At 61.7% G+C, this 26,598-nt stretch carries 26 protein-coding genes and 2 pseudogenes; 12 read left to right on the forward strand and 16 right to left on the reverse strand.

The window, feature by feature from the left end; genetic code table 11:
* Window positions 1-3: 3 nt before the first annotated feature.
* The 11 genes and pseudogenes from B7X30_RS10050 to B7X30_RS10100 form a co-directional block, all read right to left on the reverse strand.
* Window positions 4-955, reverse strand: a pseudogene (locus B7X30_RS10050) (TAXI family TRAP transporter solute-binding subunit).
* Between the two features lie 79 nt (window positions 956-1,034).
* Complete coding sequence (locus tag B7X30_RS10055; RefSeq protein ID WP_286730429.1) at window positions 1,035-1,799, reverse strand: amino acid ABC transporter ATP-binding protein; 765 nt, start codon at window positions 1,797-1,799, stop codon at window positions 1,035-1,037.
* Window positions 1,796-2,686 (reverse strand): amino acid ABC transporter permease, encoded by an 891-nt coding sequence (locus B7X30_RS10060; RefSeq protein WP_231836392.1) that lies wholly within the window; start codon window positions 2,684-2,686, stop codon window positions 1,796-1,798. The genes B7X30_RS10055 and B7X30_RS10060 overlap by 4 nt, the downstream gene beginning before the upstream one ends.
* Window positions 2,687-2,743: 57 nt before the next feature.
* Complete coding sequence (locus B7X30_RS10065; protein ID WP_231836394.1) at window positions 2,744-3,538, reverse strand: ABC transporter substrate-binding protein; 795 nt, start codon at window positions 3,536-3,538, stop codon at window positions 2,744-2,746.
* A 229-nt stretch (window positions 3,539-3,767) separates the two neighbouring features.
* Window positions 3,768-4,634: an ABC transporter substrate-binding protein gene (locus tag B7X30_RS10070; protein WP_286730430.1), complete on the reverse strand. Its 867-nt coding sequence runs from the start codon at window positions 4,632-4,634 to the stop codon at window positions 3,768-3,770.
* Between the two features lie 243 nt (window positions 4,635-4,877).
* Entirely contained in the window at window positions 4,878-5,993 is a 1,116-nt protein-coding gene (locus B7X30_RS10075; protein ID WP_286730431.1) for a sensor histidine kinase, read from the reverse strand.
* A gap of 2 nt (window positions 5,994-5,995) precedes the next feature.
* Window positions 5,996-6,742, reverse strand: a complete 747-nt coding sequence (locus B7X30_RS10080) for a response regulator (RefSeq protein ID WP_013105116.1) — start codon at window positions 6,740-6,742, stop codon at window positions 5,996-5,998.
* Window positions 6,743-6,825: 83 nt separating this feature from the next.
* On the reverse strand, window positions 6,826-7,398 hold the full coding sequence (locus tag B7X30_RS10085; RefSeq protein WP_286730432.1) for a Spy/CpxP family protein refolding chaperone: 573 nt from the start codon (window positions 7,396-7,398) through the stop codon (window positions 6,826-6,828).
* 108 nt (window positions 7,399-7,506) lie between these two features.
* Window positions 7,507-7,776, reverse strand: a complete 270-nt coding sequence (locus B7X30_RS10090) for an HPr family phosphocarrier protein (protein WP_013105118.1) — start codon at window positions 7,774-7,776, stop codon at window positions 7,507-7,509.
* Entirely contained in the window at window positions 7,745-8,206 is a 462-nt protein-coding gene (locus B7X30_RS10095) for a PTS sugar transporter subunit IIA (RefSeq protein WP_286730433.1), read from the reverse strand. The genes B7X30_RS10090 and B7X30_RS10095 overlap by 32 nt, the downstream gene beginning before the upstream one ends.
* A 50-nt stretch (window positions 8,207-8,256) precedes the next feature.
* Window positions 8,257-8,793, reverse strand: a complete 537-nt coding sequence (locus B7X30_RS10100; RefSeq protein WP_286730434.1) for a hypothetical protein — start codon at window positions 8,791-8,793, stop codon at window positions 8,257-8,259.
* 75 nt (window positions 8,794-8,868) lie between these two features.
* Here B7X30_RS10100 and B7X30_RS10105 point away from each other — a divergent pair, with 75 nt between their 5' ends.
* The 7 genes and pseudogenes from B7X30_RS10105 to B7X30_RS10135 all read left to right on the forward strand — a co-directional run bounded on the left by B7X30_RS10105 (window position 8,869) and on the right by B7X30_RS10135 (window position 17,347).
* Window positions 8,869-9,489, forward strand: coding sequence for a thioredoxin fold domain-containing protein (locus tag B7X30_RS10105; protein ID WP_286730435.1), 621 nt, complete (start codon window positions 8,869-8,871; stop codon window positions 9,487-9,489).
* A gap of 261 nt (window positions 9,490-9,750) precedes the next feature.
* Window positions 9,751-11,223, forward strand: a complete 1,473-nt coding sequence (locus B7X30_RS10110) for a TolC family protein (protein ID WP_286730436.1) — start codon at window positions 9,751-9,753, stop codon at window positions 11,221-11,223.
* A gap of 84 nt (window positions 11,224-11,307) precedes the next feature.
* Window positions 11,308-12,399, forward strand: a complete 1,092-nt coding sequence (locus tag B7X30_RS10115) for an efflux RND transporter periplasmic adaptor subunit (protein WP_041608564.1) — start codon at window positions 11,308-11,310, stop codon at window positions 12,397-12,399.
* Window positions 12,392-15,718, forward strand: coding sequence for an efflux RND transporter permease subunit (locus B7X30_RS10120; protein WP_286730437.1), 3,327 nt, complete (start codon window positions 12,392-12,394; stop codon window positions 15,716-15,718). The genes B7X30_RS10115 and B7X30_RS10120 overlap by 8 nt, the downstream gene beginning before the upstream one ends.
* A 38-nt stretch (window positions 15,719-15,756) precedes the next feature.
* Window positions 15,757-15,981: a YgaP family membrane protein gene (locus tag B7X30_RS10125; protein WP_013105126.1), complete on the forward strand. Its 225-nt coding sequence runs from the start codon at window positions 15,757-15,759 to the stop codon at window positions 15,979-15,981.
* A 12-nt stretch (window positions 15,982-15,993) separates the two neighbouring features.
* Window positions 15,994-16,948: pseudogene (locus tag B7X30_RS10130) on the forward strand (SLAC1 family transporter).
* A gap of 60 nt (window positions 16,949-17,008) precedes the next feature.
* Window positions 17,009-17,347 (forward strand): metal-sensing transcriptional repressor, encoded by a 339-nt coding sequence (locus B7X30_RS10135; protein ID WP_324345551.1) that lies wholly within the window; start codon window positions 17,009-17,011, stop codon window positions 17,345-17,347.
* A 6-nt stretch (window positions 17,348-17,353) separates the two neighbouring features.
* On the opposite strand, the gene mnmA is transcribed toward B7X30_RS10135, so the two are convergent.
* Complete coding sequence (gene mnmA / locus B7X30_RS10140; protein WP_286730438.1) at window positions 17,354-18,460, reverse strand: tRNA 2-thiouridine(34) synthase MnmA; 1,107 nt, start codon at window positions 18,458-18,460, stop codon at window positions 17,354-17,356.
* Between the two features lie 27 nt (window positions 18,461-18,487).
* Window positions 18,488-18,976 carry an NUDIX hydrolase gene (locus B7X30_RS10145; RefSeq protein ID WP_286730439.1) on the reverse strand — a complete coding sequence of 163 codons (489 nt, stop codon included), beginning with the start codon at window positions 18,974-18,976 and terminating at the stop codon, window positions 18,488-18,490.
* 238 nt (window positions 18,977-19,214) lie between these two features.
* Here B7X30_RS10145 and B7X30_RS10150 point away from each other — a divergent pair, with 238 nt between their 5' ends.
* The 5 genes from B7X30_RS10150 (at window position 19,215) to B7X30_RS10170 (ending at window position 23,663) form a co-directional block, all read left to right on the forward strand.
* The gene (locus tag B7X30_RS10150; protein WP_286730440.1) at window positions 19,215-20,336 is read left to right on the forward strand and encodes a Re/Si-specific NAD(P)(+) transhydrogenase subunit alpha; all 1,122 of its coding nucleotides are present in this window, start codon (window positions 19,215-19,217) and stop codon (window positions 20,334-20,336) included.
* Between the two features lie 45 nt (window positions 20,337-20,381).
* Window positions 20,382-20,684, forward strand: coding sequence for an NAD(P) transhydrogenase subunit alpha part 2 (locus B7X30_RS10155; RefSeq protein ID WP_013122565.1), 303 nt, complete (start codon window positions 20,382-20,384; stop codon window positions 20,682-20,684).
* Between the two features lie 103 nt (window positions 20,685-20,787).
* Window positions 20,788-22,224, forward strand: a complete 1,437-nt coding sequence (locus B7X30_RS10160; protein ID WP_286730441.1) for an NAD(P)(+) transhydrogenase (Re/Si-specific) subunit beta — start codon at window positions 20,788-20,790, stop codon at window positions 22,222-22,224.
* Between the two features lie 114 nt (window positions 22,225-22,338).
* Window positions 22,339-22,638, forward strand: a complete 300-nt coding sequence (locus tag B7X30_RS10165) for an H-NS histone family protein (RefSeq protein WP_276707111.1) — start codon at window positions 22,339-22,341, stop codon at window positions 22,636-22,638.
* A gap of 185 nt (window positions 22,639-22,823) precedes the next feature.
* The gene (locus B7X30_RS10170) at window positions 22,824-23,663 is read left to right on the forward strand and encodes a Crp/Fnr family transcriptional regulator (protein WP_286730442.1); all 840 of its coding nucleotides are present in this window, start codon (window positions 22,824-22,826) and stop codon (window positions 23,661-23,663) included.
* On the opposite strand, the gene B7X30_RS10175 is transcribed toward B7X30_RS10170, so the two are convergent.
* Genes B7X30_RS10175 through B7X30_RS10185 form a run of 3 tightly spaced genes read right to left on the reverse strand, consistent with a single transcriptional unit; the run spans window position 23,582 to window position 26,411 of the window.
* Entirely contained in the window at window positions 23,582-24,208 is a 627-nt protein-coding gene (locus tag B7X30_RS10175; protein WP_286730443.1) for an SAM-dependent methyltransferase, read from the reverse strand. The two genes, B7X30_RS10170 and B7X30_RS10175, sit on opposite strands and share 82 nt — an antisense overlap.
* Window positions 24,209-24,223: 15 nt before the next feature.
* Window positions 24,224-25,537 carry a phenylacetate--CoA ligase family protein gene (locus tag B7X30_RS10180; RefSeq protein WP_286730444.1) on the reverse strand — a complete coding sequence of 438 codons (1,314 nt, stop codon included), beginning with the start codon at window positions 25,535-25,537 and terminating at the stop codon, window positions 24,224-24,226.
* A 43-nt stretch (window positions 25,538-25,580) separates the two neighbouring features.
* A complete protein-coding gene (locus tag B7X30_RS10185; protein WP_013122570.1) occupies window positions 25,581-26,411 on the reverse strand; it encodes an ABC transporter ATP-binding protein in 831 nt (276 codons plus the stop codon).
* Window positions 26,412-26,598 lie beyond the last annotated feature (187 nt).

The raw sequence follows: 26,598 nt of genomic DNA on the forward strand, positions 1-26,598 counted from the left end.
GGTTTACTTCAGCACACCCGCTTCGCGGTAGTACTTGGCCGCGCCGGGGTGCAGCGGCACGGGCGAGTTCAGCGGTGCGTCCTTGAGGCTGATGCCTTTGGCCGCGGCGTGCGCCGCCACGAGTTCGGGCAGGTGGGTGAACATCGCCTTGGTCATCTGATAGACCAGTTCTTCGCTCAGCCCTTCGCGGGTGACGAGGAAGTTCTGGATGCGCGCCGTCGGCACCGCGGCGGTCTGGCCTTCATAAGTGTTTGCCGGAATGACCCCGCTTTGATAGGCCGGATCGCCCACCTTGGCAATGATGTCGGCAGGCACGGGAACCACCACGATTTTTTGCGAGGCGGCCAGATCACGCAACGAAGACACGCCCAGCCCTGCCGATTGCAGCGTGGCGTCGAGCTGGCGGTTTTTCATCAGTTCCACCGACTCACCGAAAGGCAGGTATTCCACCTTGGAAAAATCTTTGTAGCTCAGCCCGGCAGCCTTGATCAAGGCGCGGGCGTTGAGTTCGGTGCCGCTCTTGGGTGCGCCCACCGAAATACTCTTGCCTTTCAGCGCGCGCCACGATCTGTACATAGTTGGAATAGATCGCTGCCATGGTGCACAGTTTTTTCAGCGGGACTTTGAACCCGGCGTCGGCCTCGCCTTTCCAGGCATCTGACAGCGAATCGCCCAGCGAGAAACCCAGCTCGGCGCGCCCGGCTTCGAGCAGATTGAGGTTTTCCACCGAACCCTTGGTCGCCTGGACTGAACTCTTGGCCGCAGGTATGGCCTTGGTGTAGATCTGAGAGAGCGCAACGCCCAGCGGGTAGTACACGCCGCTGGTGCCGCCGGTGGCGATGGTGAGGTACTCGGCCGCAAACGCAGGGCGCAGGGCAAGAGGGGAGAGCAAAGCGGCGCCGCCAGCGAGCGCAAGAACGCGGCGGCGAGCGGGGGAGGTGGGGCTGCGAGTCATGATCGATCTCCGTGGCTGTGTTGTTACAAACGGAAACGATGCTAATGCCTCTGGGGCCAAATGCAATTGGGCAATGACCTCAGAGAATCTTGGACAGGAACTGCCGCGTGCGCTCGTGCTGCGGCGCGCCGAAAAACTGCTCCGGCGGCGCCGATTCGATGATTTTTCCCTGGTGCATCATCACCACGCGGTCGGCCACTTCGCGGGCAAAGCCCATTTCGTGGGTGACGACCACCATGGTCATGCCGTCGCGCGCGAGCGATTTCATGACGTCGAGCACTTCGCCGACCAGTTCGGGGTCGAGTGCGGAGGTCGGTTCGTCGAACAGCATGAGCTTGGGGCTCATGGCCAGTGCGCGGGCGATGGCGACGCGCTGCTGCTGGCCGCCCGAGAGCTGGTTGGGATAGGCGCTGCCGCGATCGGCCAGACCGACACGGGCGAGCAGCTCGCGGGCTCGCTCGATGGCTTGCGCCTTGGGCATTTTGCGCACCAGCATGGGCGCTTCGATGATGTTCTCCAGCGCGGTCATGTGGCCGAACAGATTGAAGCGCTGAAACACCATGCCGACTTCGGCGCGGTGGCGGCAGATGTCGCGGTCGTGCAACTCGTGCAGCCGTTCGCCGACCTGGCGATAGCCGACCAACTCGCCATCGACCAGCAGACGGCCGGCGTCGATTTTTTCCAGGTGGTTGATGCAGCGCAGAAAGGTGGATTTGCCCGAGCCCGATGCACCCAACAGGCAGACCACTTCGCCACGCGCGACCTCCATCGAAATGCCCTTGAGCACCTCGACGGAGCCGAAGCGTTTGTGCACGCCTTCGGCCTTGACCATGGGCTGGTTCATTGGGCGCCCTCGTTGTTTGCGCCCCGTCCGAAGGCGAGCTGGCGCAGACGCTGCAATGGCGTGGGGGCCAGTTGACGGGTGGCGCTGCGGCCGAAATGGCGTTCGATGTAGAACTGCCCGATCGACAGCAACGTGGTCACGATCAGGTACCAGATGCTGGCCACCAGCAGCAGCGGAATGGTGCGGTAGTTCACGGAGTAGATGAGTTGCGCCGAATACAGCAAATCGCTTACGGCGATCACGCTGACCAGCGAGGTGGTCTTGAGCATCGAGATCGCCTCGTTGCCGGTGGGCGGCACGATGACCCGCATGGCTTGCGGCAGCACCACGCGTCGCATGATCTGCAACCGCGACATGCCCAGGGCGGCCCCGGCCTCGCTCTGGCCTTCGTCCACCGACAGAATGCCCGCGCGCACGATCTCGGCCATGTAAGCGCCTTCGTTGAGGCCCAGCGCCAGAATGGCGGCGACGAAGGGGGTGATCAGGTTGTTGGCATCGAAACTCCAGGAGCCAAAGCCGATATTGGGGTAGAGCGCGGTGATGTTGAACCAGAACAGAATCTGCACCAGCACCGGGGTACCGCGGAACAGCCAGATGTAGAACCAGCTCGCCTTCGAGACCATCGGGTTGTGCGAAAGCCGCATGACCGCCAGCAGCACGCCCAGCGCCACGCCGATGACCATCGAAATCACGGTGAGTTCGAGCGTGAGCAGCAAACCGTGCAGGATGCGCACAGAGAAGAAATATTCACCGACGACCGACCACTCGAAGCGCGGGTTGGTCGTCAATGAGTAGGCCGTGGCTAGGAGAAGCACAAAAACAGCGGCAGCGGCCACCCAGCGGCCGGGATGGCGGGCCGGGATGGCTTGAATATCGTCAGGTCGCATGGAATGGAACCGATCAGGCGACCCGCTGTGGCGCGCGGTCACAGCGGGGGATTGAACTTACTGCACGGCAGGGTTGATTTCAGGCGTGGTGATCGCACCCTGCTCAGCGCCCCACTTTTTCAGGATTTTGGTGTACTCGCCATCGGCCATGACCGCCTTGACCGCCTGCAGCACCGGCTCGGCCAGGCCGCTGTTCTTGGGAATGACAATGCCGTAGGGCGCGGAGTTGTAGGGCACACCCGAAAGCTTGAACTTGCCGCGCGATTCCTTGACGATCCACGCCGCCACCGGAGAGTCGGCCATGCACACTTGCGCGCGGCCGCTGTCCATAGCCAGGCTGGCGGCGTTTTGGTCGGGATAGAACTGCACGTCCACGCCTTTCTTGCCCGCAGCCTTGCATTCCTGGTTCTGCTTGGTGGCGTCTTCGGATTGAATCGTGCCCTTGGTCACAGCCACGCTCAGGCCGCACAAATCTCCCAACGAGGCAACCGCGGGGCCACCCTTGGCCTTGACGTAAAAGGAGGTGCCAGCAGTGAAGTAGCTGACGAAGTCCATCACCTCCTCGCGCTTTTTGGTGATGGTGAAAGACGACATGCTCAAGTCATACCTGTCCGATTGCAGCCCAGGAATGATGGTGTCAAAACCAGCTTGGACAAACTTGGCCTTGACGCCAAGCTTTTTTGCAATGGCGTTGGCCAGATCGATGTCGAGGCCGATCATGGTCTTGCCGTCATTGGCGATGAACTCCATGGGCGCGTAGGCGGCATTGAAAGCAAAGGTCAATTCGCCTTGCTGCTTGTACTTGGCGGGCAGGGCGATCGTGGCCGCCGCAGCCGAAGAGGCCAGGGTCATGCCGATTGCGATTGCGCTAAGGGCGGCCAAGCCGCAGCGGAGAGAGGCGAAGCCTCGGAGAACGCGAATCATCATTCGATTCCTAAACTGATGGGGATAAGAGAGGAAGACCCAGGACGAGCAAGCGCCGATACGGTTGCAGCCCTGCCCCAGGTTGGCTTCTTTTGCCGCCCGGGCGCAGGGCACCAAGTCTTATCAGGTCGACTACATAGCTTGGCTGCGAGGGTGCTTACTGCACGGCCGGGTTGATGGCGGGGTCTTTGATGCCGCCCTGGGTGATGCCCCATTTGTGCAGGATCTTGGCGTATTCGCCGCTGGCGATCACTTCCTTGAGGGCTTGCAATACCGGCTCGGCCAGGCCGCTGTTCTTCGGAATCGCAATGCCATAGGGCGCGGAGTTGTAGGACTCGCCGGTCAGCTTGAACTGACCGCGAGACTCTTCAACGATCCAGGCCGCCACCGGCGAGTCGGCCATGCCCACTTGTGCGCGGCCGCTGACGATGGCGAGGTTGGCGCCGTTCTGGTCGGGGAACACCGACACCGTCACGGCCTTCTTGCCGGCGGCCACGCATTCTTGGCTCTGCTTGGCGGCGTCTGCGGCCTGTACCGTGCCTTTTTCCACGGCCACGGACATGCCGCACAGATCGGCCAGCCCATTGACCTTGGGGCCGCCCTTGGCCTTGACGTAGAACGAGGTGCCCGCCGTCATATAGCTGACGAAGTCGACGACTTCTTCACGCTTTTTGGTGATGGTGAACGACGACATGCTCATGTCGTACTTGCCCGACTGCAGCGCCGGAATGATGCTGTCGAAACTGGCGTTGATGAAATCGGCCTTCACGCCGAGCTTCTTGGCGATGGCCTTGCCCAGATCGACGTCGGCGCCGATGACGGTCTTGCCGTCCTTGGCGATGAATTCCATCGGCGCATAGGTGGCGTCGGCAGCGATGGTCAGGTGGCCTTGTTCCTTGTATTTCTGCGGCAGGGCGATGGAGGCTGCAGATGCGCTGGCGCAGAAAACCGCGGACAGCGCCACGGAACCCGCCAGCGCGCCCAGACGGCGCGGCGATGCGAGCTTGCGAAGAGTGAACGTCATGATTTTTTCCTTAAGAGGTGTGAACTGCGATGTTTTGATGTTCGCCAGCGATGGCAGGCGGCCCAGGATGCTCTCGAAGCAGAACGAATAGCCCCTGTTTTGCTGCGACTTTGCGCGTCCGGTCACGCATGGTATTAAAAAAACCGGAGCTTTCGGTCGCTCCAATGGGAGGTTCTGAAAGCAGGCACGGGCCAAGCAAGTATTGCGCCAGTCTTGCGCGCGGCGGCAACGGCGGCGCCGCGCTCAGGGCTTGCGTCCGAGCCAGATTTCGAAGCAGGTGCCGCCGCCCGCGCGGGGCAGGCAGCGGGCTTCGCCGCCATGCTGGCGGGCGATGCGGCGCACCAGGGCCAGGCCCAGCCCGGTGCCTTCGCCGCGCCCGGACAAGCGCTCGAAAGGCTCGAAAATGCGCTGCGCATCGGCCGGGGGAATACCTGGCCCCTGGTCGCAGACGCGGATGATGCCGCCGCCCTGCACCGCGGTCAGGCTGACTTGCGGCGCGGCGCCCGGCGCATGGCGCTGGGCGTTGTCGAGCAGGTTGCGCACAGCGCGGCGCAGCAGGCGTTCGTCGCCTTGCAGGGTGATCCAGTCGCCGTGCACTTCAACGTCGAAACGTGCGGCTTCTTCGGCCAGAAGGGCGAGCAGGTCCAGTTCTTCGAGTTGCAGGGTTTGTCCGGTCGCGGCATCGAGTCGGCTGGAGAGCAGGATATCGTCGATCAGCGCATCGAGCTCGGCGAGATCGTGCTTGGCAGCCCGCGCGGCGACATCGCGCGCAGCGGCGGGCACGGGGGCGGCCAGCGTTTCCAGGCTGAGACGCAGCCGGGTGAGCGGGGTGCGCAGTTCGTGCGAGGTGTAGGCCAGCAGCGATTTGTGGCTCTGCATCAGCGATTCAATTCGCCTGGCGGCGGTGTTGAAGCTCTGCGCGAGTTGCGCCACTTCGTCGCGGCCTTGCACGGGCACGCGCGCGCTCAGGTCGCCACCGCCCCAGGCGCGCACGCCCTGCTGGAGATTTTCCAGCCGCCGGGTCAGCCGCCGCATGATGGGGTAAGTGACCAGGCTGAGCAGAATGGCGGTGACCACGGTGCCGAAGAAGGGCGACATCAGCAGATGACGCCAGGGCGAGGGCGGGCCGATGCCGTGTTGCTGCATGAAGGCGCGGAAGACTTCGCGCCGGAACTGGGCGCGCTGCGGATCCATCTCGAACACCCAGTGAAACACCAGGGCGGAAACGAGCGCCTGCACCAGCAGCGCCAGAATCAGGGCGATCCACAGCCGCTTCCAGAGTTTGGCCTGCTTGGCTACGCCGGGCTCCGTCGCTGCGGGCGGGGTCGGCACGGCGCCGGGCGGCATGGGCGAGGCCATGTTCAGATGCCGTCCTGCGATTTGGTGAATACATAACCCGCGCCGCGCAGGGTGAGAATGCGGCGGGGGTGGCGCGGATCGTCTTCGATCGCGGCGCGGATGCGGCTGATATGTACGTCGATGGAGCGGTCGAAGGCTTCGAGCGATTCCCCCTTGACGGCGCCCAGCAGGAACTCGCGCGTCAGCACCCGGCCCGGATGGCGCGCGAGCACTTGCAGCAGATCGAACTGGTAGGCCGTCATCGGCCGGTCTTCCCCATCGATGCGTGCCTGACGGGCGGCAGGGTCGATATCGAGGCGCCCGAAGCGCAGGATTTGTTCGGCCTGCGGATCGCGCGGCGACAGACTGCCCGCGCGGCGGCGGGTAATGGCGCGCAGCCGCGCCAGCAACTCGCGCGGCTCGAACGGTTTGGTGAGATAGTCGTCGGCGCCGATCTCCAGCCCGACCACGCGGTCGAACGGGTCGCCGCGCGCCGTCAGCATGAGCACGGGCAGATCGCTGTGCGTGCGCAGGCGGCGGCAGATGTCGAGGCCGTCGCCGTCGGGCAGCATGAGGTCGAGTACGAGCGCGTCGAAACCCAGTGCGTCACCGCGCCGCGGGTTGAGTTCGCCCTCGGCCTGCGCAGCATTGGCCGCATGCGTCACCTGCCAGCCGGCGCTTTGCAGGAAGTCGCTGACCTGTTGGGCCAGCCGGAGGTCGTCCTCAACCAGCAGCAGCTGGCTGGGGGAGGTGCGGGTTTGCGGGGTCATGGGAAATCCCGTTGAGCAAAACAAAGTTTCGGTAAAAACAGACAGGCCGCGACAAGCGGCCTGCGCCCCTCTGTGAAGAAACCTTATTGCATCATGCCAGGGCCCATGCCGTGGCCGTGACGATGTTCCATGCGCTCCATGCGGTGCTCCATCATGGCGTAGAGCTTGGCGCGTTGCTCGGGGGTGAGGATTTGCGCCATTTCGTACTGCGTCTGTGTGCGGTTGCGCGAGAGCTGGTTGGCCAGGGCCATCTGCTTATCGCGCAAGGCCTCGAGTGCACCGCGATCGATCTGCGGCGCGGCCAGCAGTTTCATGCGCTGCTGCATCAGACCGCGCATTTGCTCCATTTCCGGGCGAGCTTTTTCCCAGGATTGTTTTTGCAGCGCGCGCATTTTGTCACGTTGCTCCGGGCTGACGCCAGCTTTGGAGAGCATGCGCTCCATGCCGCGTTCGCCGTGTTTGCCGGGGCCACAATGTCCCATCTTGCCCCCCATGGCGCCGTGCTGCATGGGGGCATCGGGCGGCGGGGTTTGCGCGCTGGCCAGCGCGGCGTGGCTGGCCACGGCGACGACGACTGCGGCGCTGACCATGCCCAGAGTGCGGCGCAGCCGCGACACCTTGGCGGGCGTGGAAGGAGAAGAGGTTTGAGGATTCATGGCAGTCCTTGAAAAGGAAGTGACGATGAATCCATTTTGCGAGGCGGCGATTGCCCGCAAGTCTCGCGAGGGTGAAGATATGTAAAGCTGCGAGGCCTTGCGCCGCGCTTACTCGCCTTCGCCGAACTTGTCGTCGAACAGCGCCTGCACTGCGTCGAGGGCGATATCGGCCTGATCGCCTTCGGCTTCGACCGTGACGGTGGAGCCGATGCCCGCCGCCAGCATCATCACCCCCATGATGCTTTTGGCGTTGACGCGACGCGCGCCCTTGGAAATGAAAATGTCGCAGGGAAACTGTCCCGCGAGCTTGGTGAGCTTGGCCGACGCGCGGGCGTGCAAACCCAGCTTATTGCTGACTTGAATGATGCGTTGCGGCATGAGAAGGACTGCGGAGGGACTGTTGTTGTGGGGCGTCTGCGGAAACCTGAACCACTCCCTGAATGGCGCCAGCCGTCGCGCGGGCGGCCAGACCGTCGAGCGACTCAGCCTGATAGCACACCGACCGCAGCAGCATGGGCAGGTTCACCCCGGCCACGATCTTGAGCTTGAGGTCGCCCGCCAGCTCGGACAGTCGCAGCGCGATATTGCTCGGCGTGGCGCCGAAAACGTCGACCAGCACCAGGGCGCTGCCATCTGCCGCGGCCTGGCGCAGCGCGGGCAGGGCGGCCTGCGCCGTGTCTTCGACCACGGCGTCGGGCGCCACGTCGAAAGCCAGCAACTTTTGCGGACATCCGGCGTACACATGGCTGGCGCATTCTTTCAAGGCGCTGGCGAGCGGGGCGTGGGCAATGATGAATAGACCGGGCATACGAACCTTACCGGCGAGTGAACCTGCTTTGCATGATAGGTCGCTGGTTTTCAGGGGGAGGGGGATAAATTCACAGATCCGGCGAAAGTTTGCGCCGCTTCATCATTGAAGTCGTCTGTGGGGGCAAACGCCGTGACCTGATAGACGTTATTGCCTTGGCTGAACAGCAAAACCCGCTCTCGCACCGGCTTGCCGTCAGGTGTCTGACCGTCGATGCGAAGATCCAGGCCGTCTGGCAGACCCGGTGTGGCATTTTTGGGAATGTCAGGCGATGAGAAGGTGACCTTGCCATGCACATTGTCCACCGCGGCCTGATGCAACTGAGCCAGCGCCCGGGCGGCCAGCGCGGGGTTGGGCAGCTGGGCGTGGGCGAGCGCAAAGGTCATTTTGTCGGCCACGCAGCCGGTCATGCTCATTTTTATTTTCTGGTCGGCCAGCTCCACGTCCTGCGCGATCTGCTCCGGTTTGCAGGGATAGGTCAGCAGAATGTTGATGTCTTTCGGTCGCACATCGCGCCAGTCGAGTGCGGGAGAGCAGGCGCTGAGAAGCGCCGCAGCGGTAAGCAGCAGGGTGGAAAAACGGATCACTGACGCTGCCGCTGGGTATCGGGCTGTGGATAACATACCCCCATTATCCCGTGACTTCGGAGTCGAGGTGTCAGTATGTCGAAGATGAAGGTGTTTTCTCTCAAGGAAACGCAGGGCCGCCCCAAGTTTCCTTGCCCCCCACGGGGGCCGGGCTGGGTGCAGTCCAGCCCTGGGGGCGCTCAGTGCGATCTTCGCGAGGGCTTCGTCGCATTAAACCAACAGTGGCGACAGTTTCTGCGCCTTGTTTCACTGCTTTTGCTGAGCCTGACGGCAGGCGTGGCCTGGGCGGAAACGCCGCTGCCGCCGGTGCAGAACCTGCAGCAGAGTGCACTTCAGGCCGCGGCAAAGGATCAGCCTCTCATAGTCATGTTCAGTCTGCCCAATTGCCCGTTCTGCGAAAAGCTGCGGCGCACTCAGTATCAGTTCATGGCTAAAGAAGGCTATGTGGTGCAGCAGATCGAGATCACCAGCCGCACCCCGGTCACCGGATTCGATGGCAAGCCGACGACGGGCGTCCAACTGGCTCGGCAGTTCGGCATCCGGCTTGCGCCGACAGTGTTGTTTTTCGGGCCCGGCGGTAAAGAGATCGGCGAGCGCATCACCGGGGCGCCGACGGCGGATTTTTACGGCGCCTTCATCGACCGCGCGCTGAAAGAAAGTGCGCAGGCGCTCAAGGCCAAGCCGGGGGCGGCCTGAGCGCGGATAGGTCGGAAAGGTCGGAAAGAGGTTTGTCGCGCCTTGGCGACAAATCGCCCCTCTGCAAAACGGGAAATCATATACCCCCATGGGTATTGATATACTCCGGTCTGTATATATCGCGTGACCTCGCCCAGCAGGGCGGCTATTCTCGGCAGCAGTCTGCCCCGCGTGGGGGCTATACACCTGAGGGTGTAGGTGCTTCAGGGGCGGTTACACGCATTCCTTGGTTAGATTTCCTCTTTCTGGCGGAGCTGGATGATGACGGATTCCATACCTCGACGCGTGCGCGTCGGGTTGTTGGCAGGTGCTTGTCTTTACGTTCTGGGGAGTTTGGCGTCGGCGCAGGCTGAAACGCTGGATTTCCGCCAGGCGGTGGAAGTGGCGCTGAGGCAAAACCCCGATCTGATGGGGGTACAAGCGCAGATGGCGCAGGCGCGTGCCGGCATCAATCAGGCCGAGGGCGCCAAAATGCCCAAGGTCACGGTCTCGGCAGGGGTGACCCGCACCAACGACGCGCTCAATGCCTTCGGCATCAAGCTGTCGCAGCGGCAGGCGACGTTCAACGATTTCGGCGCCGGGCAGTTTGACCCGACCAACCCCAATGTGCTGAGTGTGGCGCCCAACTCGCTCAATTACCCCGGTTCGGTCAACAATTTCAATACCCGCATCCAGGCCGAGCTGCCGATTTACACCGGTGGCAAGCTGCAGGGGTATCTGCAACAGGCCCGCTCCATGCTGATGGCGGCGCAGGCCGGTGATCAGGCGGCCAGGCAGCAGATCATCTACCACGCCCTGCAGGCGTATGACGGCGTGTACACCGCGCGTGCCTTCAAGGGCGTGGCGGCGAAGGCGCTGGAGGCGGCGCAAAGCCAGGTGAAAACGGTGGACAGCTTGTTCAAGCAAGGCATGGTGATCAAGAGCGATTTGCTTTCCGCGCAGGTGCGTCAGGAAGACGTGAAGCTGCAACAGGATCAGGCCGCCGATATGGAAGCGCAGGCGATGGACGCGCTGCATGTGGTGCTCGGTGTGCCGCTGAATCAGCCCATCACCCTGGGGCCGGAAGTCATGGTGACCATGCCCGAGGGCGACCCGAATGCGTGGGTCGGACAGGCGATGGAGCGCAATCCGAAAATTCAAGCGCTGCAGCACCAGATCGCCGCGGCGGGCGGCAAGATCGAGGTGGCGCGCGCTGACCGTTATCCGCAAGTCGGCGCCATGGCGCGCTTCGATACCAATGATCCCAACCTCGGCTTCGAATCGCGCAGCTACACCGTGGGGGCACAGCTCAACTGGACGATTTTCGACGGCGGTGTGACGCGCAACGCGGTCGATCAGGCCGTGGCCCAGCGTATGGAACTGCAGGCCAAACTGCAGAGCGAACAGAACCAGCTCGGCATGCAGGTGCAAGACAGTTATCGCAAGGCGGCCGATGCCGCCAATCAGGTCAAGACTCGCGAGCTGGCGGTGAAGCAGTCGGAAGAAGCCGCGCGCATTGTCAGCAAGCGCTATGCCGATGGCGTGGGCACGCTGGTGGAAGTGCAGGGTGCGCAGGCACAGCTCGACAAGGCCCGGGCGGATCTCATCATGGCCAAGCAGCAGGTCAATCTGCAACGCGCCGCATTGCGGCTAGCCATCGGCGATCTGACGCTCGACGCCACGCAGCCGATCAAGCCGGTGGCGCAGCTCGCGACGGCGCAGGCTGTTGCGGCTGTCTCCCCTTCCAACCCTTGAGCGCGACCGTCTGGATGCTGTTCCCGTTCGCAGCCTGTCGTTTTCCAAAGTGCATCCGAATCTGATCTTTCTCTCATGACCGCCATGAATCATTCTGTCCTGCCTTTGCTGCGCCGCGCGCCGCTGGCCCTCGTGCTGTCCACGGCCCTGTTGTCGGCCTGCGGCCATCCCTCCGAGACCGCGCAAACCGCCGCCGCACCCCGCGTGGTGGCGGCGCAAACCCTCAAGCTCGCTTCGAGCGATCAGCAAAACCTCACCCTGCTGTCGGGCACGGTGATGTCGAGCAATCAGGTGCAGGTCGCCTCGCGGTTGATGGGCTATATCCGCACCCTCAATGTCAAAGAAGGGCAGACGGTGAAGGCCGGGCAGTTGCTGTTCCAGGTCGATCCCACCGACATTCAGGGCCAGGTGGCGCAGGCCCGCGCTGGGCTGGCGCAGGCGCAGGCCAATCTGGCCAACGCCAAGGGTGATTTCGAGCGCTTCGGCAATCTTTACAAGGAACAAGCCATTCCCAAGCAGCAATGGGATCAGGTGCAGCTGCGCTATCAGGTGGCGCAGGAGCAGGTGGCCGCAGCACAGGCCGGTTACAACACCGCTGCCGCGCAGATGCGCTATTCCTCCGTGACCTCGCCGATTACCGGTGTGGTGGTGCAGAAGATGGCCAACCAGGGTGACCTGGCCGCGCCGGGCCGCCCGGTGCTGGTGATTGAAGGGCAGGGCAAGCTGCAGGTGACGACACAGGTGCCGGGTGAGGTGTTCGCCAAGATCAAGGTGGGCGACAAGGTGCAGGTGCTGGCAAACGGTAAATCGCTGCAGGGCACCATCGCCCAGGCCGTGCCGGTGGCTGATCCGATGAGCCATACCCACACGGTGAAGATCGACCTGCCGGCCAACGCCGGGCTGGACAGCGGTAGCTTCGTGCGCGTGGGCTTTGCCGTCGGCAGCTCGCCGCAGTTGCGCGTGCCGCAAAGCGCCGTGGTCGATCGCGCCGGAATGACCGGGGTGTTCGTGGTCGACAAGGACGGCATTGCTCACTTCCGTCTGGTGCGTCTGGGCGCGGAAATGGGCGCCGATGTCGAAATTCAGGCCGGGCTGAACGCGGACGACACCATTGTCACCAGCAATCTGCCTGCAGTGGAAAACGGCGTGAAGATCGGCGGAGGCAACCGTGGCTGAACATGCGGCTCCCATGAACAGCGCGGGCAAGCTGGCCCGCGCGTTTATCGAATCAAAAATCACCGCCCTGATCATGGTCGGCCTCACCCTCGCCGGGGTGTTGGCGCTGCTGGTCACGCCGCGCGAATACAACCCGCAGATCGTGGTGCCGGCGGCGAACATCATCGTCGCCAAGCCGGGGGCCGGGCCGCAGGAGATCCAGAATCTGGTGGTCAAGCCGCTTGAAGCCATCATGGCCTCGATGTCCGGCGTCGATCACACCTATGGCTATGCGACCAACGATTTCGGCGTGGTCACAGTGCAGTTCAAAGTGGGCGAAGACCAGGAGAAAAGCCTGGTCAAGATGTACAACCAGTTGATGCAGAACCTCGACCGCATTCCCCCCGGGGCGATGCAGCCGGTGATCAAGCCGATCAATGTGGACGACGTGCCCATCCTCACCCTCACACTGTCGTCCGCGACGATGAATGGCATGCAATTGCGCGACGTGGGTGAGAAGGTGCTGGCCCATCTGCGCAACGTGCCCGGGGTGTCGTTCACCGAAGTGGTGGGGGGGGCACCGCGCGCGGTGAACGTGGCGATTTCGCCGAGCAAGCTGGCGGCCGCCGGCATTCCGCTCGAACAGCTCGACAAGATTCTGCAAGGCAGCAACGCGGCGGCGCCCATCGGTAATCTGGTCGATGGCAACAAGGTCACCCCGGTACGCATCGACAGCTTCCTCGGCAACGCACAGCAGGTGGGCGACATCCTGATCGGCGCGCCAAACGGCAAGCCGGTCTATCTGAAGGATGTGGCCAAGGTCACCGAAGGGCCGGAACAGGTGGACGATCTGTCGCACTTCGCTTGGGGCCTGGCCGCCAAGGGCAAGCCGCATGGTCAGGAGATGAGCGCGGTCACCCTGGCCATCGCCAAAAAATCGGGTACCAATGCGGTGGTCGTGGTGCACGATGTGCTCGCCAAGCTCAGCGAGATTGAGAGCTATGCGCTGCCGCAGGGCGTGCATGTCACCGTGACCCGCGACGACGGCCACAAGGCCAACGAGGCGGTGAACACGCTGGTGGAGCATCTGGGCATCGCCATTGTCAGCGTGTCGCTGCTGCTGTGGTTTTTCCTCGGCTGGCGCGAGGCCGGCATCGTGACGCTCACCGTGCCGCTGACGCTGTTCGCCGTGCTCACGGTCGATCTGATCGTCGGCCAGAGCATCAACCGCATCACCCTGTTCGCGCTCATTCTCTCGCTGGGTCTGCTGGTGGATGGCGCCATTGTGGTGATCGAGAACATCCACCGCCACCTGCATGGCGGGCCGGTCAAGAACTTCAATCGAACGGTGATTCAGGCGACCAACGAGATCGGCAATCCCACCAATATGGCCACGCTGGCGGTGATTTTGGCCTTCGTGCCGATGGCCTTTGTCAGCGGCATGATGGGGCCCTTCATGCGGCCCATTCCGATCAACGTACCGGTGGCCATGATCGCTTCGCTCATCCTGGCCTATACCGTGGTGCCCTGGGCGGCGCGCGTCTGGCTGAGCAAAAAAGCGATGCGCGAGGCGCTGGCGCACAGCAGCAGCCTGGAAGAAGAAGGCGCGCACAAGCAGGACAAGTTGCACACGGCCTATCTGAGCCTGATCGAGCCGCTGTTGCGCAACCGTGTTCAACGCAACCTGATGTTCCTCGCCGTGCTGCTGCTGCTCATCGCGGCCATGCTGATGCCGGCCTGGCAGTTCATCCGCCCCTCGGGCATGAACGGCCCCTTGTCGGCGATGGGCGTCGAACTCAAGATGCTGCCCAACGACAACACCAACACCTTCCTGGTGCAGATCGACACCCCGGCGGGCTCGACGCTCGAGCGCACCGATCAGGTGGCGCGTGCGGTGGGCGATGTGCTGGCGACCAATCCTTATGTGGTCGATTACCAGACCTTCGTTGGGCAGGCGGCGCCGATCGACTTCGCCTCGCTGGTGCGCGGCGACATGCTCAAGCGCGGCGACAACTTTGCGCAGATTCGCGTCAATCTGGTGGGCAAGGACGAGCGCTCGGTGGAGTCGCATGCCATTGTGCAGAAGCTCTACGAGCAGCTCGCCCCGGTGCGCGCGCGTTTCCCATCGACCTTCATCAAACTGTTCGAAACCCCGCCGGGCCCGCCGGTGCGTGCGCAGGTCATGGCCGAGCTGTATGGCCCGAGCTATGCGACTCTGCGCTCCTCCGCGAAAGACGTGCTGGGCGATTTCGACAAAACCTATGGCCTGATGAACCAGGACGACTCGGTGACGTCCACATCTTCGGAATACCGCATCAAGATCGACCGCCAGAAAGCGGCGATGTCGGGCATCGTGCCGGGGCAGATCATCCAGCTGCTGCACAACTATGTGTCGGGGCTGAAGGTCGGTGCGGTGCATGACAGCAACGCGCTGGAGCCGGTCAACATCATCGTGCGCGTGCCGCGCGCCGATCGCCAGAACCCGCAGCAACTGCTCGACGTGCCGATCCAGAATGCGCAAGGCAAGGTCATTCCGCTCTCAAGCATCGCCACGGTGGAGAAGACTACGCTGGCCAAACCCATCTACAGCCGTGACCAGCATCCCGTGGTTTATGTGGGGGGCGAAATGATTCATTCCAGCCCGGTCTATGCCACCCTGAGCCTGAACTCCATGCTCGACGGCAAGAAACTGGCCAACGGCACCACCTTCACCACCGGCAACCTCGGCTTCACCGAAACTCCAGCGAGCGACCTCAAGGGCTATCAACTGCTGTGGGGTGGCGAAATGCGCCTCACGCTCGACGTGTTCCGAGATCTGGGCGCGGCCTTCATGGTGGCGCTGGTGTTCATCTACCTGCTGCTGGTGGCGTATTACAAGTCCTTCCTGCTGCCGGTCATTGTGATGGGGGCCATTCCGCTGACGCTCATCGGCGTGTTCCCCGGCCACTGGATCACGCATCAGTCGTTCACTGCCACCTCGATGATCGGGGTCATCGCGCTCGCGGGCGTCGTGGTGCGCAACTCGCTGCTGCTCATCGACTTCATCCTCGATTACCGGGCTCGCGGCTACAGCCTGCAAGAGTCGGTCGCGCAGGCAGGGGCAGTGCGTCTGCGGCCGATTCTGCTCACGGCATTGGCCATCATGTTCGGCTCGGCCATCATGGTGTCCGATCCGGTGTTTGGTGGCCTGGCCGTATCGCTGATCTTCGGCACCTTGCTGTCCACCATCCTCACCCTGCTCGTCATCCCTCTGCTCTACTACGTCTGGCAGATCCGGGTGAAGCCCAAAGTTCCGCCCAAGGCTCCGGCCGCACCGGCTGAGCCTGTGCTGACGACCTGAATCTGACGATTCAACAACACAACCTTGGAGATTTTCAAATGACTGTCGAACGCTATATCCGTGTCATTGCCGGCACATTCATCCTGATCTCAGTGCTGTTGGGCGCACCCGCGAGCCCGATCTTCGTCTCGCAGTGGTTCCTGCTGTTCACCGGTTTCGTGGGCGCCAACCTGCTGCAGTTCGGTTTCACCAATCTGTGCCCGCTGGGCTTTTTCCTGCGCAAACTGGGTGTGCCCGATTCCAAAGCCAACTGCTGCGGCTGATCGGGCAGGGTGATGGCACGTTCGGCTCATCCCCGCCTCAAATTCCTCGCGCCCGGCTGGTTTGCCGTGGTGCTGGGCTGGGGCGGCCTCGCTTTGGCTTGGCATCAGGCCACGGCCCTGCTCGGTGAACCTGCGGCCATGATCTCGCAAGTGCTGGGCTGGGCCGCCATCGGCGCGCTGGGCTTGCTCGCGCTGCTTACCGGGCTGAGATTGCAGCGGCATGCATCCGACTGGTTGGCCGATGTGCGTTGCCGGGTTTGCCGTGCAGGTTCTGAGCGCCAACAGCGTCTGGATGGCAGGATTCTGGATGTTCGGCGCCTTGGCTCAGTTGGCTGCGACGGTATGGGTCTTTCATCGCCTGCGGCAGAGCGCAGCGACTGAAAAAGGCCCCAACTGGGCGGGCATTACCCCTGCGCTCTTTCTGGCTGCGGCGGGCAATGTGGTCGTGCCCTTTGCCGGCGTCGCTCTCGGTTTTCAGATCTGGTCTGTAGCGCAATGGACAATCGGTGCACTGTTTTTTGTCGTGGTGCTGGTGCTGTTCATGGTGCGCGTCGCGGCCTTCGGCATGCTGCCGCGCAAGCTCTTGCCCATGCTGTTCATCACAGTAGCACCTCCGGCGGCCGGCGGCCTGGGCCTTGCCCAGTTGGGTGCACCCGTCGAGGCACTGGAAGGGGCGTGGGGCATTGCGCTGTTCTTCGTCATCCTGAGCTTTCTGTCCTTCAAGCCGATGATGCAAGAAGCCTTCACCATCGGCCACTGGGCGCTGTCCTTTCCCTTGGCTGCGTTTGCCGGACTGTCGATGCACCTCGCCCTCATGACGCAAAACGGTGCGATGCAGACCTTTGCCATTCTGGCGCTGGCGCTGGCCTCGGTGATCATCGGCTGGTTGACCCTGGCGACGGCGCGCGGCCTGCGCGATGGCAGCTTGCTCGCACCCGAGCCGGTGGCGTTGATTCATGCGGCTTAAATGGGCTTGGCGGACGCGGCCGACGGATTCGAGCCGCTCGCCTATGATGGAGAAGATTGGATGAAACGCAGCACCAAGCCCATACAGATTCCCGGAGCCATCACCATGTCAGTTCTGACCAACGAAGCCTCTCGCACGGACATTCTCAACCGCCTCAAGCGTGCCGAAGGGCAGATGCGCGGCGTGCAGCGAATGATCGAAGAGGGCGAACCCTGCCTGAAGGTGGCTCAGCAGCTCTCAGCCGTGCGCAAGGCGCTCGACAGCACTTTTGTGCGCATGACCGTGTGCTTTCTGGAGCAGGAACTCGACGGGCGTCTAGAGCCCACCGAGGGCGGCGAGCAGCCCAGGCTCAGCGCCATGCTCGACGAAGTTGAAACCCTGCTGGCCCGTATGAACTGAAAATTTTCAGTCGTTCCTCGATGCGGCCTCGATGATGCCGCCGCCCAGGCAGACCTCGCCGTCATACAGCACCGCAGACTGTCCTGGTGTCACCGCCCATTGCGGTGCGTCGAACTTCAAGGTGAAGCGCTCAGGGCCTTGGTCCTGAAAACGGCAGGCGGCGTCCACCTGACGATAACGGGTTTTCGCACCGTAGCCGCAGGCCGCCTCAGCGGGCGCCGTGCCCGACACCCAACTGGCCGACAGCGCCTGCAGCGTGTGGCTTAGCAGCAGCGGATGATCGTGGCCTTGTGCCACGATGAGTTGATTGCGTTCCAGATCTTTTCCGGCCACGAACCAGGGCTCGCCGTTGCCGCTCTTGCTTCCCCCCAGGCCGATGCCTTTGCGCTGTCCGAGGGTGTAGAACGCCAGTCCCAGATGCTCGCCTACCGTTTTGCCCTCCGGGGTTTTCATCGCGCCGGGTTGCGTGGGCAGGTAGCGGCTGAGAAAGTCGCGAAACGGGCGCTCGCCGATGAAGCAGATGCCGGTGGAGTCTTTTTTGCGGGCGTTGTGCAGGCCTATCGCTTCGGCCACTTTGCGCACTTCGGTCTTGTTCAGCTCGCCCACCGGAAACAGCGTGCGCGCGAGCTGCGCCTGATTGAGTCGGTGCAGAAAGTAGCTCTGGTCTTTCGAGGCGTCCAGCCCGCGCAGCAGCTCGAAGCCGTGGTCGGTCTCACGCACCCGCGCGTAATGTCCGGTGGCGATGCGGTCTGCGCCCAGGCGCATGGCATGGTCGAGAAAGGCCTTGAACTTGATCTCGGCGTTGCACAGCACGTCCGGGTTGGGCGTGCGTCCGGCGGCATATTCGCGCAGGAAATCGGCAAACACCCGCTCTTTGTATTCCGCGGCGAAATTCACCGCCTCGATATCGATGCCGATACGGTCGGCCACGCTCGCGGCGTCGAGCCAGTCTTGACGCGTGGAGCAGTATTCGCTGTCATCGTCGTCTTCCCAGTTTTTCATGAACAGGCCAACGACCGTGTAGCCCTGCTGTTTGAGCAGCCAGGCGGAAACGGAGGAATCGACCCCGCCGGAAAGCCCGACCACAACGGTGCCGCGAGAAGAAGATGTCATGCGCAAATTGTAGAAAGAAGGCTGGGTTCAACCGAACACACTCGGGTCGGTGGCGATCAGTTCCAGGGGGTAGCGCTGCCCCCGCAAGTAATCCTCTACGCAGCGCAACACCAGCGGGCTGCGATGACGGCTGGCACTGGCGCGCAGGGCGTCGAGGTCCATCCACAACGTGCGCACAATGCCCTCGTCCAGCGCGCGCCCCGGGTCTGCAGCAGAGACTTCGCCGCAGAACGTGAGCCGCAGATAGCTCACGTCCTGATGACCGCTGGCCGTTTGACGCTGGGAGCGCGACAGATACACGCCCACCAGGCCGGTGGGGACGAACACCCGGCCGGTTTCTTCCAGTGCTTCACGTACCGCGCCCTGTAGCGGGCTTTCACCCACTTCCAGATGGCCTGCGGGCTGGTTCAGGCGCAGGCCACCCGCCGTCTGCTCTTCGACGAGCAGAAAACGACCGTCCTGTTCGACGATGGCGGCAACGGTGACGCGAGGACGCGCAGAGGGATCAAATCGCATAGCGGCAAGAATGCAAGAAATAGAAATAGGGCTTGATGCAAAATATTAAAAAAAGCAAAAGAGATTTCCTGATGTACGTAATTTGCGCTGCAGCAATCTTAGGGAAAACGCGGGATAATGCTGCGCTTGGATCTATTGCTTAGGCAAGCAGATTTGTTCCGACTGAGTGGGGCTGAAACGATCTCGTGTTCGTGCTGCGTTCAGACCCCGATAAAGCAGACTTCAAAGGAGAGACTCCATGCGTATCGGCATTCCGGCGGAAACTTTGGCCGGCGAAGCCCGTGTTGCAGCAACACCGGAAACAGTCAAAAAATTGATTGCCCAGGGGCACACCGTGGTGATGCAAGCCGATGCTGGCCTGCGCGCTGACGCCCCCGACGCAGATTACATCGCCGTGGGCGCCACCATCGGTGATCGCGTTGAGGCCTTTGCGGCCGAAATGGTGCTCAAGGTCAGGCCCCCCACAGCCGAGGAACTTGGGCTGATGAAGCCCGGCACTGTGTTGGTCGGCATGCTCGACCCGTTCAACGCCGAAGGCTTGCAGGCCATGACCGACGCGGGCCTGACAGCGTTTGCCCTCGAAGCGGCGCCCCGTACCTCGCGTGCGCAGAGCATGGACGTATTGTCCAGCCAGGCCAATATCGGCGGTTACAAGGCCGTCATATTGGCGGCCAATGTTTACCAGCGTTTCATGCCCATGCTGATGACTGCTGCGGGCACGGTCAAGGCCGCGCGCGTGGTGATTTTGGGCGCCGGGGTGGCGGGTTTGCAGGCCATTGCCACGGCAAAACGTTTGGGCGCGGTGATCGAGGCTTCGGATGTGCGTCCTGCGGTGAAAGAGCAGATCGAGTCGCTGGGCGCGAAGTTCATCGACGTGCCCTTCGAGACCGATGAAGAGCGCGATATTGCCCAAGGCGTCGGCGGTTATGCCCGTCCGATGCCCGCCAGTTGGATGCAGCGGCAATCCGCCCTTGTTGCCGAGCGGGTCAAGCAGGCTAATGTGGTCATTTCCACGGCGCTGATTCCGGGCCGCCGGGCGCCGGTGCTGATTACCGAGGAAATGGTCAAGTCGATGAAACCGGGTTCGGTGATTATCGACATGGCCGCAGCGCAGGGCGGCAACTGCCCTTTGACCGAAGCTGGCAAAACCGTGGTCAAGCATGGCGTGACCCTGGTGGGAGAAACCAATCTCCCCGCTCTCGTGGCCGCCGATGCATCGGCTCTATACGCGCGCAACGTGCTCGATTTTCTGAAACTGGTGTTCGACAAGGAAAAGGGCTTTGTGGTGAATATGGAAGACGACATCGTCGCCGCCTGCCTGATGTGCCGCGATGGACAGTTGCTGCGCAAGACGGCCTGATTTTTCACTCTGTCAATGATTTTCATCCTGAAAAAGGACTGAGCCATGCATGAAATCTCTCCTCTGGTGATCAATTTCACTATTTTTGTTTTGGCAATCTATGTGGGCTACCACGTGGTCTGGAATGTCACCCCGGCTTTGCATACCCCGCTGATGGCGGTGACCAACGCCATATCCGCCATCATCATCGTGGGCGCCATGCTGGCCGCCGCGTTGACCGTGACGCCTCTGGGCAAAATCATGGGAACCCTCGCGGTTGCGCTGGCCGCGGTCAATGTATTCGGCGGCTTTCTCGTGACGCGGCGCATGCTGGCCATGTTCAAAAAGAAAACAGCCGGCAAGAGCTAAATCACACCCCAATAGATACCTGACGTTACCGCTTCGCCAACAGATGTCGCACCGATCTGTTTCGAACCGCGGCAGGTGACTCGCAGCATCAAGGACTCAATTTATGACACTCAGCATGAATCTCGTGACCCTGCTGTATTTGCTCGCAGCGGTCTTTTTCATTCAAGCGCTCAAAGGCTTGTCGCACCCAACGACCAGCCGGCGCGGAAATGTGTTCGGCATGACAGGTATGGTCATCGCCGTCTTCACCACAGTCGCCTTGATTATTAAGGTGGGCGGCGATGCCGGGGCGCTTGGTCTCGGATATGTGCTACTCGGGCTGGTGGTCGGCGGCGGCATTGGCGCTTTTATGGCCAACCGCGTCGAAATGACCAAAATGCCCGAGCTGGTGGCTTTCATGCACAGCATGATCGGTCTGGCCGCAGTGTGTATCGCCGTGGCCGAAGTCGCCGAGCCCCACGCCTTCGGCATCGTTCAAGCTGCAGGTGACCCGCTGCCTCCGGGGAACCGTATCGAGCTTTTCATCGGCACGGTCGTGGGCGCCATTACCTTCAGCGGTTCGGTCATCGCCTTTGGCAAGCTCGCTGGGCGCTACAAATTCCGCCTGTTCCAGGGCGCGCCCGTGCGGTTTGCCGGGCAGCATTGGCTCAACCTGATTATTTTTCTGGCGGCTATCGCTTTTGGTCTTTGGTTCTGGGCTACGGCGGCTTGGACGCCCTTTCTCATCATGATGGCGTTGGCCTTCGTGTTGGGCGTACTGATGATTATTCCCATCGGCGGCGCCGATATGCCCGTGGTCGTGTCGATGCTCAACAGCTATTCCGGTTGGGCTGCGGCTGGCATTGGTTTTTCGCTCGAAAACAATATGCTCATCATCGCCGGTTCATTGGTCGGATCTTCCGGTGCAATTCTGAGCTATATCATGTGCAAGGCGATGAACCGGTCTTTCATCAGCGTGATTCTGGGCGGGTTTGGCGCCGAGTCTTCCACAACCGCCGCAGCGGTGCAGCAACGCCCGGTGAAATCGGGCAGCCCGGACGACGCCGCGTTTCTCTTGTCCAATGCCGAAACAGTCATCATCGTGCCCGGTTACGGTTTGGCCGTGGCCCGCGCGCAGCATGCGGTCAAGGAACTGGCGCAGAAACTCACCGAGCGCGGCGTGAATGTGAAATATGCGATTCACCCTGTGGCTGGCCGCATGCCGGGCCATATGAATGTGCTGCTTGCCGAGGCCGAGGTGCCCTACGACCAGGTTTTCGAAATGGACGATATCAACCCAGAGTTCGGGCAGGCTGATGTCGCCGTGATTCTTGGCGCCAATGACGTGGTCAATCCTTCGGCGAAGACCGATCCAAAATCACCGATTGCCGGTATGCCAATTCTTGAGGCTTACAAGGCAAAAACGGTGATCGTGAACAAACGTTCGATGGCTGCAGGGTATGCCGGCTTGGATAACGAACTGTTTTACATGGACAAAACCATGATGGTCTTCGGCGATGCCAAAAAGGTCGTAGAAGATATCACCAAGGCCATCGAATGATGGATTGAAGCATTCCAGTGCTTATGAATGAGCCCGCCTTGTGCGGGCTTTTTTATTTTTTGTTTTGTCGTATGATGGGCCCGGTTTTAACTTTCAACACAGGAGAAGGTGCTCATGGCAACGTATAAAGAATTGCAGTCACAGATTGAAGCCCTCAAACAGCAGGCTGAAACGCAACGCAAGGCAGAGATTGCTGCCGTGGTGAGCGATATTCGCGCCAAAATGGATGAATACGGTATTACCTTGGCCGATCTCGGTTCGCGTCGTGGCGGGGCGTCGTCCAAGGGATCGACGGTCGCGCCGAAATATCGCAACGCGCAGACGGGCGAAACTTGGACTGGCCGCGGAAAAATGCCGCGCTGGCTTCAAAGCGCGGTGGACGGCGGCAAAAGCAAGGAATCTTTCCTGATCTGAATACAGCACGGCGCTTTGCCTGCATGTTGCGAGTGAGGCTCGCAACATAAAAACCGGGGATGACCCGGTTTTTTTATGGGTGACGCTCTCAACGCTGCATTGCGTTAAGTCATGATATTTACACGCAGTCATGCGAGTGACGGCAAAAAATCGCGAGCATAGAGCCTGAGCCAGGAAACACTTGCATGAACGACTCCAAAACGCCAATCTGGGCAGCCCGCAGCGGCTGGTGGGGGCGTTTGCAGCCAGTAGAAAAGGCCCGTGTGGCTTCGGAAGTGGGCTACCAGAGCGTGCCAGCAGGGCAGGCGCTGCAGCCTTTGGGCGAAACGGCCCAGCATTGGATCGGCTTGATGTCGGGGCTTGCGAAATTTACCGTGACAACGACCACTGGCAAACCGTTGGTTTATTCCGGCGTGGGGGCTGGCGGTTGGTTCGGCGAAGGAACGCTGATGCGGTTGGGGGTGTGGCGCTATCAGGCCCAAGCCATACGCACTTGCGAATTGGCGCTGGTGCCGCGCGAAACTTTTCTCTGGTTGCTGGAGCGCAATATTGCCTTCAACCATTACCTGCTGCAGCAACTCAATGACCGTCTCGAACTGATGACTTTGCAGGCGCTAGACGATCAGCAAAGCGGTGCTGAATCGATTGTCGCCCGAACCCTGCGGCATTTGTTTCACCCGCTCTCCGGTGCGAATGGCGGCGCGCTGAAAGTCACCCAGTCAGAAATCGGCCAGCTTTGTCATTTGTCGCGCCAGCGGGTGAATCAGGCCTTTCAACGGCTGGAGGCGGACGGCGTGCTGCATCTGCGGTATGGCGGGGTGGAAATTCTCGATGCAGACAAACTGCGGGCTTGGGAGTTTCGTTGTTTGAACGCCAAAACGTCGGAAAAATCGCTGCTCAAGCGGCGACCTGCCGCGCTGCCCAGATCGAACGGCATGGCCGATTATTTCCGCGCGTCTGATACAACTGGGGAGAGCACGAGCGCCAGTTCGGCCGAACCGCCGGGGTGCGGAACGCGCGGGTAGGGCGGCTTGGGCCACTGCCATCGTGTGGAAGGAAATACTGCGCGCATGGCCAGAATGTCGCAGTGATAGGGCGGGCCCTGTATCCACCCTTCCTCTGCGCCGGGTTTTGCGGTCTGCATGAACAGGGCGAAGAGCCGCCCATGTGGTGCCAGCCAGTGATGCAGCCGATTAGCGTAAGTCATCCAATCGTCCGGGTAAAGCGCGCAAAGGCAGGTTTGCTCCCAGATGGCGTCAAACGGTTGCGGGGCGTCCCATTGCCGCACGTCGGCTTGCAAAACGGTCGGGCTCAAGCCCTGTTTCTGCAAGCGCTCGGTCACCAGGGCGACGGCCTGCTCCGCGTAGTCCAACGCGGTGACTTCAAACCCTGCGGCCGCCAGATGCAAAACCTCATGCCCCGCGCCACAGCCCGGCACCAGAATGCGACAGGGTTCGAGCGTGCCCTCGGCGATCCAGTGCAGAAGTTGTGGATGTACCGCGCCGCGATCCCATCCAGTCGTGTGGGTGAGAAAGCGTTCGTTCCAGAATTCAGCGGTCGGTCCGGGCATGATGGGGTTGTCGCCTCAACCATCGGCCTGAGCTTGGCTTGAAGGTCTGGCACGAAGGTCTGAAATGGTAGGTGCATTCTGCAGCCAATTTTCGCTGGACTGCCAGGTGACTTCGGCGCGCAGCTTTGTGAGGTCGCGCATCGTTTGTTGCAGGGTTTGGGCCAGGTTGGGCGATGCCACTTCCGAGACGCAGATCAGTTGCATTTGATCTTCTCCGTCGCGCTGCGACACTTCCAGTCGTGCCCAGCGGACTTCTGGATGGCGTTTCAGAACATCCTGAATCTGATGCGGGTGAACGAAAAGGCCTCTTACTTTGGTGGCCTGATCAGCTCGGCCCATCCAGCCTGCGATGCGCAATTGCGTGCGGCCGCAAGATAGCGGAGTGTGACGCGATTCGGGAACGATAGAGGACAGATCACCTGTGCCGAAACGAATCAGCGGGTATGCCGAGTTGAGTACGGTGACAACCACTTCACCGACCTCGCCATCAGGGACGGGACGATTGTTTGGATCCAAAATTTCGATCAGCACGGATTCATCGATAAGCAATCCGTTTCGTTCTCGGGTTTCAAAGGCGATCAGGCCCACATCTGCGGAGGCATAGCATTGCAATGCGGTAATGTTTGCGGCATCCAGCCGCTCGCGCAGCGCACTGTTCAATGCTTCTCCAGAGACGAGTGCCTTGGTCAGTCTTGGCAGCGCGATGCCCAACGCTTGGGCGCGATCGACCAGGATGCCGAGAAATGAGGGCGTTCCGCCATAACAATGCGCGCCCAAATCGGCGAGGGCCTGCACTTGCAACTCGGTCTGTCCGATTCCAGCGGGAAAAACCGTACATCCGAGCCGATGCGCGCCGCCTTCGAGCATGGCCCCTGCCGGGGTGAAGTGGTAAGAGAAGCTGTTGTGCAGCAATTCCCCAGGGCGCAACCCAGCTGCGTGCAGGGCGCGCGCCATGCGCCAGGGATCAATGCCGCTGCCTTGAGGTTCATAGATGGGGCCAGGGGAGCTGAATACGCGGAGTGCGGTGGCCCGGTGTGGCTGCTGCGTGGTCCAACCAACGGTGGCATGGCCAGCAAACACATCGCCACCGCGCTCGCAACTTGCTCTTTGCAATGCCAGCAGCTCGCTCTTTCTCAAGACTGGAATGCGTGCGAGTGCGTCGCGCCCAGTAAGTTCTTCAGGTTCTATCTCGCGCAGCCTATCTGCCCAGGCTGATGCATTGGCTTTGGCATGCGCGGCGGTGAGCCTCAGGGCCTTCCAGAACTCGGCTTCTCGCTGCTCTGCGGACCGAGTCTCAAGGGCGTCATAGGGGGTATCGTGGCATTCCATGACTACGGTTACTCCTCGGTATCTGTTGACGGTTACCGCCGGGTCAACTCAGCCAGCGTTTTCGACGGCGATAGCTTCGCGCCTCCCGGAATGACTTCTGGCCCCGGTCGGCCAGACCGAGATAGAACTCCCGTACGTCATCGTTGGCGGCCAGATCCGCCGCAGCGCCATCGAGGACCACACGGCCGTTCTCCAGGATGTAGCCGTGATCGGCATAGCGCAAGGCCATGGCCGTGTTCTGCTCGGCCAGCAGGAAAGTCGTACCTTCGCGTTGGTTGAGCTCGCGAACGATCGCGAACACTTCGTCGACGACCTGCGGCGCAAGGCCCATCGAAGGTTCGTCGAGGAGGATGAGCTTCGGACTCGCCATGAGCGCACGGCCGATGGCGCACATTTGCTGTTCGCCGCCCGAGGTATAAGCGGCCTGGCTGTGACGACGCTCTTTCAGGCGTGGAAAGTAGGTGTAGACCTTATCGAGGGTCGCTTGCACCGCACCCTTGCCATCGCGGCGGCTGTAGGCGCCGGCAAGCAGGTTGTCCTCAATGGTCAGGTGGGCAAAGCAGTGTCGTCCCTCCATGACCTGCACCACACCTTGGCGAACCAAGGCGGGTGCGTCCTCCTTGTCGATCCGGTGACCTTCATAGTGAATGGAACCCTTGGTCACCTCGCCACGCTCGGCACGAAGCAGGCACGACACTGCGCGCAAGGTCGTGGTTTTCCCTGCCCCGTTGCCTCCGAGCAGCGCTGCAATGCGTCCCTTGTCGACGCGAATGGATACCCCCTTGAGGACGAGGATGACATGGTTGTAAATCACCTCAATGCCCTGCACGTCGAGCATGGGTGGGACAGCCTGCGCAGTGGTGTGGGTAGTCATGGGTCGCCTAGAAAATCGGGTGGGCGCCCGACCTGCAGTGAGCTTGGCCGGGCAGGGTGGATCATCAGGAGCCCGAGGTCATTTCCTTGTAAGCGTTTGCCGAACCCATCTTTTCAATGAGTCTGAGCTGAGCGAAGCTTGGGTTTTTTCGGGGGCTCCATGCGATCAGACAAACTCAGTGAAGAGC

Origin of the sequence: Thiomonas sp. 13-64-67, assembly GCF_002282795.1 — a bacterium.
Classification (GTDB): Bacteria; Pseudomonadota; Gammaproteobacteria; order Burkholderiales; family Burkholderiaceae_C; genus Thiomonas; species Thiomonas arsenitoxydans.

Bases quoted from the DNA above. Each gene is read 5' to 3' on its own strand.
- B7X30_RS10115 (WP_041608564.1), top strand. From the start codon at position 11,308: ATGAATCATTCTGTCCTGCCTTTGCTGCGCCGCGCGCCGCTGGCCCTC.
- B7X30_RS10180 (WP_286730444.1), bottom strand. From the start codon at position 25,537: ATGGAATGCCACGATACCCCCTATGACGCCCTTGAGACTCGGTCCGCA.
- B7X30_RS10170 (WP_286730442.1), top strand. From the start codon at position 22,824: ATGAACGACTCCAAAACGCCAATCTGGGCAGCCCGCAGCGGCTGGTGG.
- B7X30_RS10055 (WP_286730429.1), bottom strand. From the start codon at position 1,799: ATGAACCAGCCCATGGTCAAGGCCGAAGGCGTGCACAAACGCTTCGGC.
- mnmA (WP_286730438.1), bottom strand. From the start codon at position 18,460: ATGACATCTTCTTCTCGCGGCACCGTTGTGGTCGGGCTTTCCGGCGGG.
- B7X30_RS10150 (WP_286730440.1), top strand. From the start codon at position 19,215: ATGCGTATCGGCATTCCGGCGGAAACTTTGGCCGGCGAAGCCCGTGTT.
- B7X30_RS10065 (WP_231836394.1), bottom strand. From the start codon at position 3,538: ATGACCCTGGCCTCTTCGGCTGCGGCGGCCACGATCGCCCTGCCCGCC.
- B7X30_RS10185 (WP_013122570.1), bottom strand. From the start codon at position 26,411: ATGACTACCCACACCACTGCGCAGGCTGTCCCACCCATGCTCGACGTG.
- B7X30_RS10160 (WP_286730441.1), top strand. From the start codon at position 20,788: ATGACACTCAGCATGAATCTCGTGACCCTGCTGTATTTGCTCGCAGCG.
- B7X30_RS10075 (WP_286730431.1), bottom strand. From the start codon at position 5,993: ATGGCCTCGCCCATGCCGCCCGGCGCCGTGCCGACCCCGCCCGCAGCG.
- B7X30_RS10110 (WP_286730436.1), top strand. From the start codon at position 9,751: ATGACGGATTCCATACCTCGACGCGTGCGCGTCGGGTTGTTGGCAGGT.
- B7X30_RS10125 (WP_013105126.1), top strand. From the start codon at position 15,757: ATGACTGTCGAACGCTATATCCGTGTCATTGCCGGCACATTCATCCTG.
- B7X30_RS10095 (WP_286730433.1), bottom strand. From the start codon at position 8,206: ATGCCCGGTCTATTCATCATTGCCCACGCCCCGCTCGCCAGCGCCTTG.
- B7X30_RS10155 (WP_013122565.1), top strand. From the start codon at position 20,382: ATGCATGAAATCTCTCCTCTGGTGATCAATTTCACTATTTTTGTTTTG.
- B7X30_RS10060 (WP_231836392.1), bottom strand. From the start codon at position 2,686: ATGCGACCTGACGATATTCAAGCCATCCCGGCCCGCCATCCCGGCCGC.
- B7X30_RS10135 (WP_324345551.1), top strand. From the start codon at position 17,009: ATGAAACGCAGCACCAAGCCCATACAGATTCCCGGAGCCATCACCATG.
- B7X30_RS10175 (WP_286730443.1), bottom strand. From the start codon at position 24,208: ATGCCCGGACCGACCGCTGAATTCTGGAACGAACGCTTTCTCACCCAC.
- B7X30_RS10085 (WP_286730432.1), bottom strand. From the start codon at position 7,398: ATGAATCCTCAAACCTCTTCTCCTTCCACGCCCGCCAAGGTGTCGCGG.
- B7X30_RS10165 (WP_276707111.1), top strand. From the start codon at position 22,339: ATGGCAACGTATAAAGAATTGCAGTCACAGATTGAAGCCCTCAAACAG.
- B7X30_RS10070 (WP_286730430.1), bottom strand. From the start codon at position 4,634: ATGACGTTCACTCTTCGCAAGCTCGCATCGCCGCGCCGTCTGGGCGCG.
- B7X30_RS10145 (WP_286730439.1), bottom strand. From the start codon at position 18,976: ATGCGATTTGATCCCTCTGCGCGTCCTCGCGTCACCGTTGCCGCCATC.
- B7X30_RS10090 (WP_013105118.1), bottom strand. From the start codon at position 7,776: ATGCCGCAACGCATCATTCAAGTCAGCAATAAGCTGGGTTTGCACGCC.
- B7X30_RS10105 (WP_286730435.1), top strand. From the start codon at position 8,869: ATGTCGAAGATGAAGGTGTTTTCTCTCAAGGAAACGCAGGGCCGCCCC.
- B7X30_RS10080 (WP_013105116.1), bottom strand. From the start codon at position 6,742: ATGACCCCGCAAACCCGCACCTCCCCCAGCCAGCTGCTGCTGGTTGAG.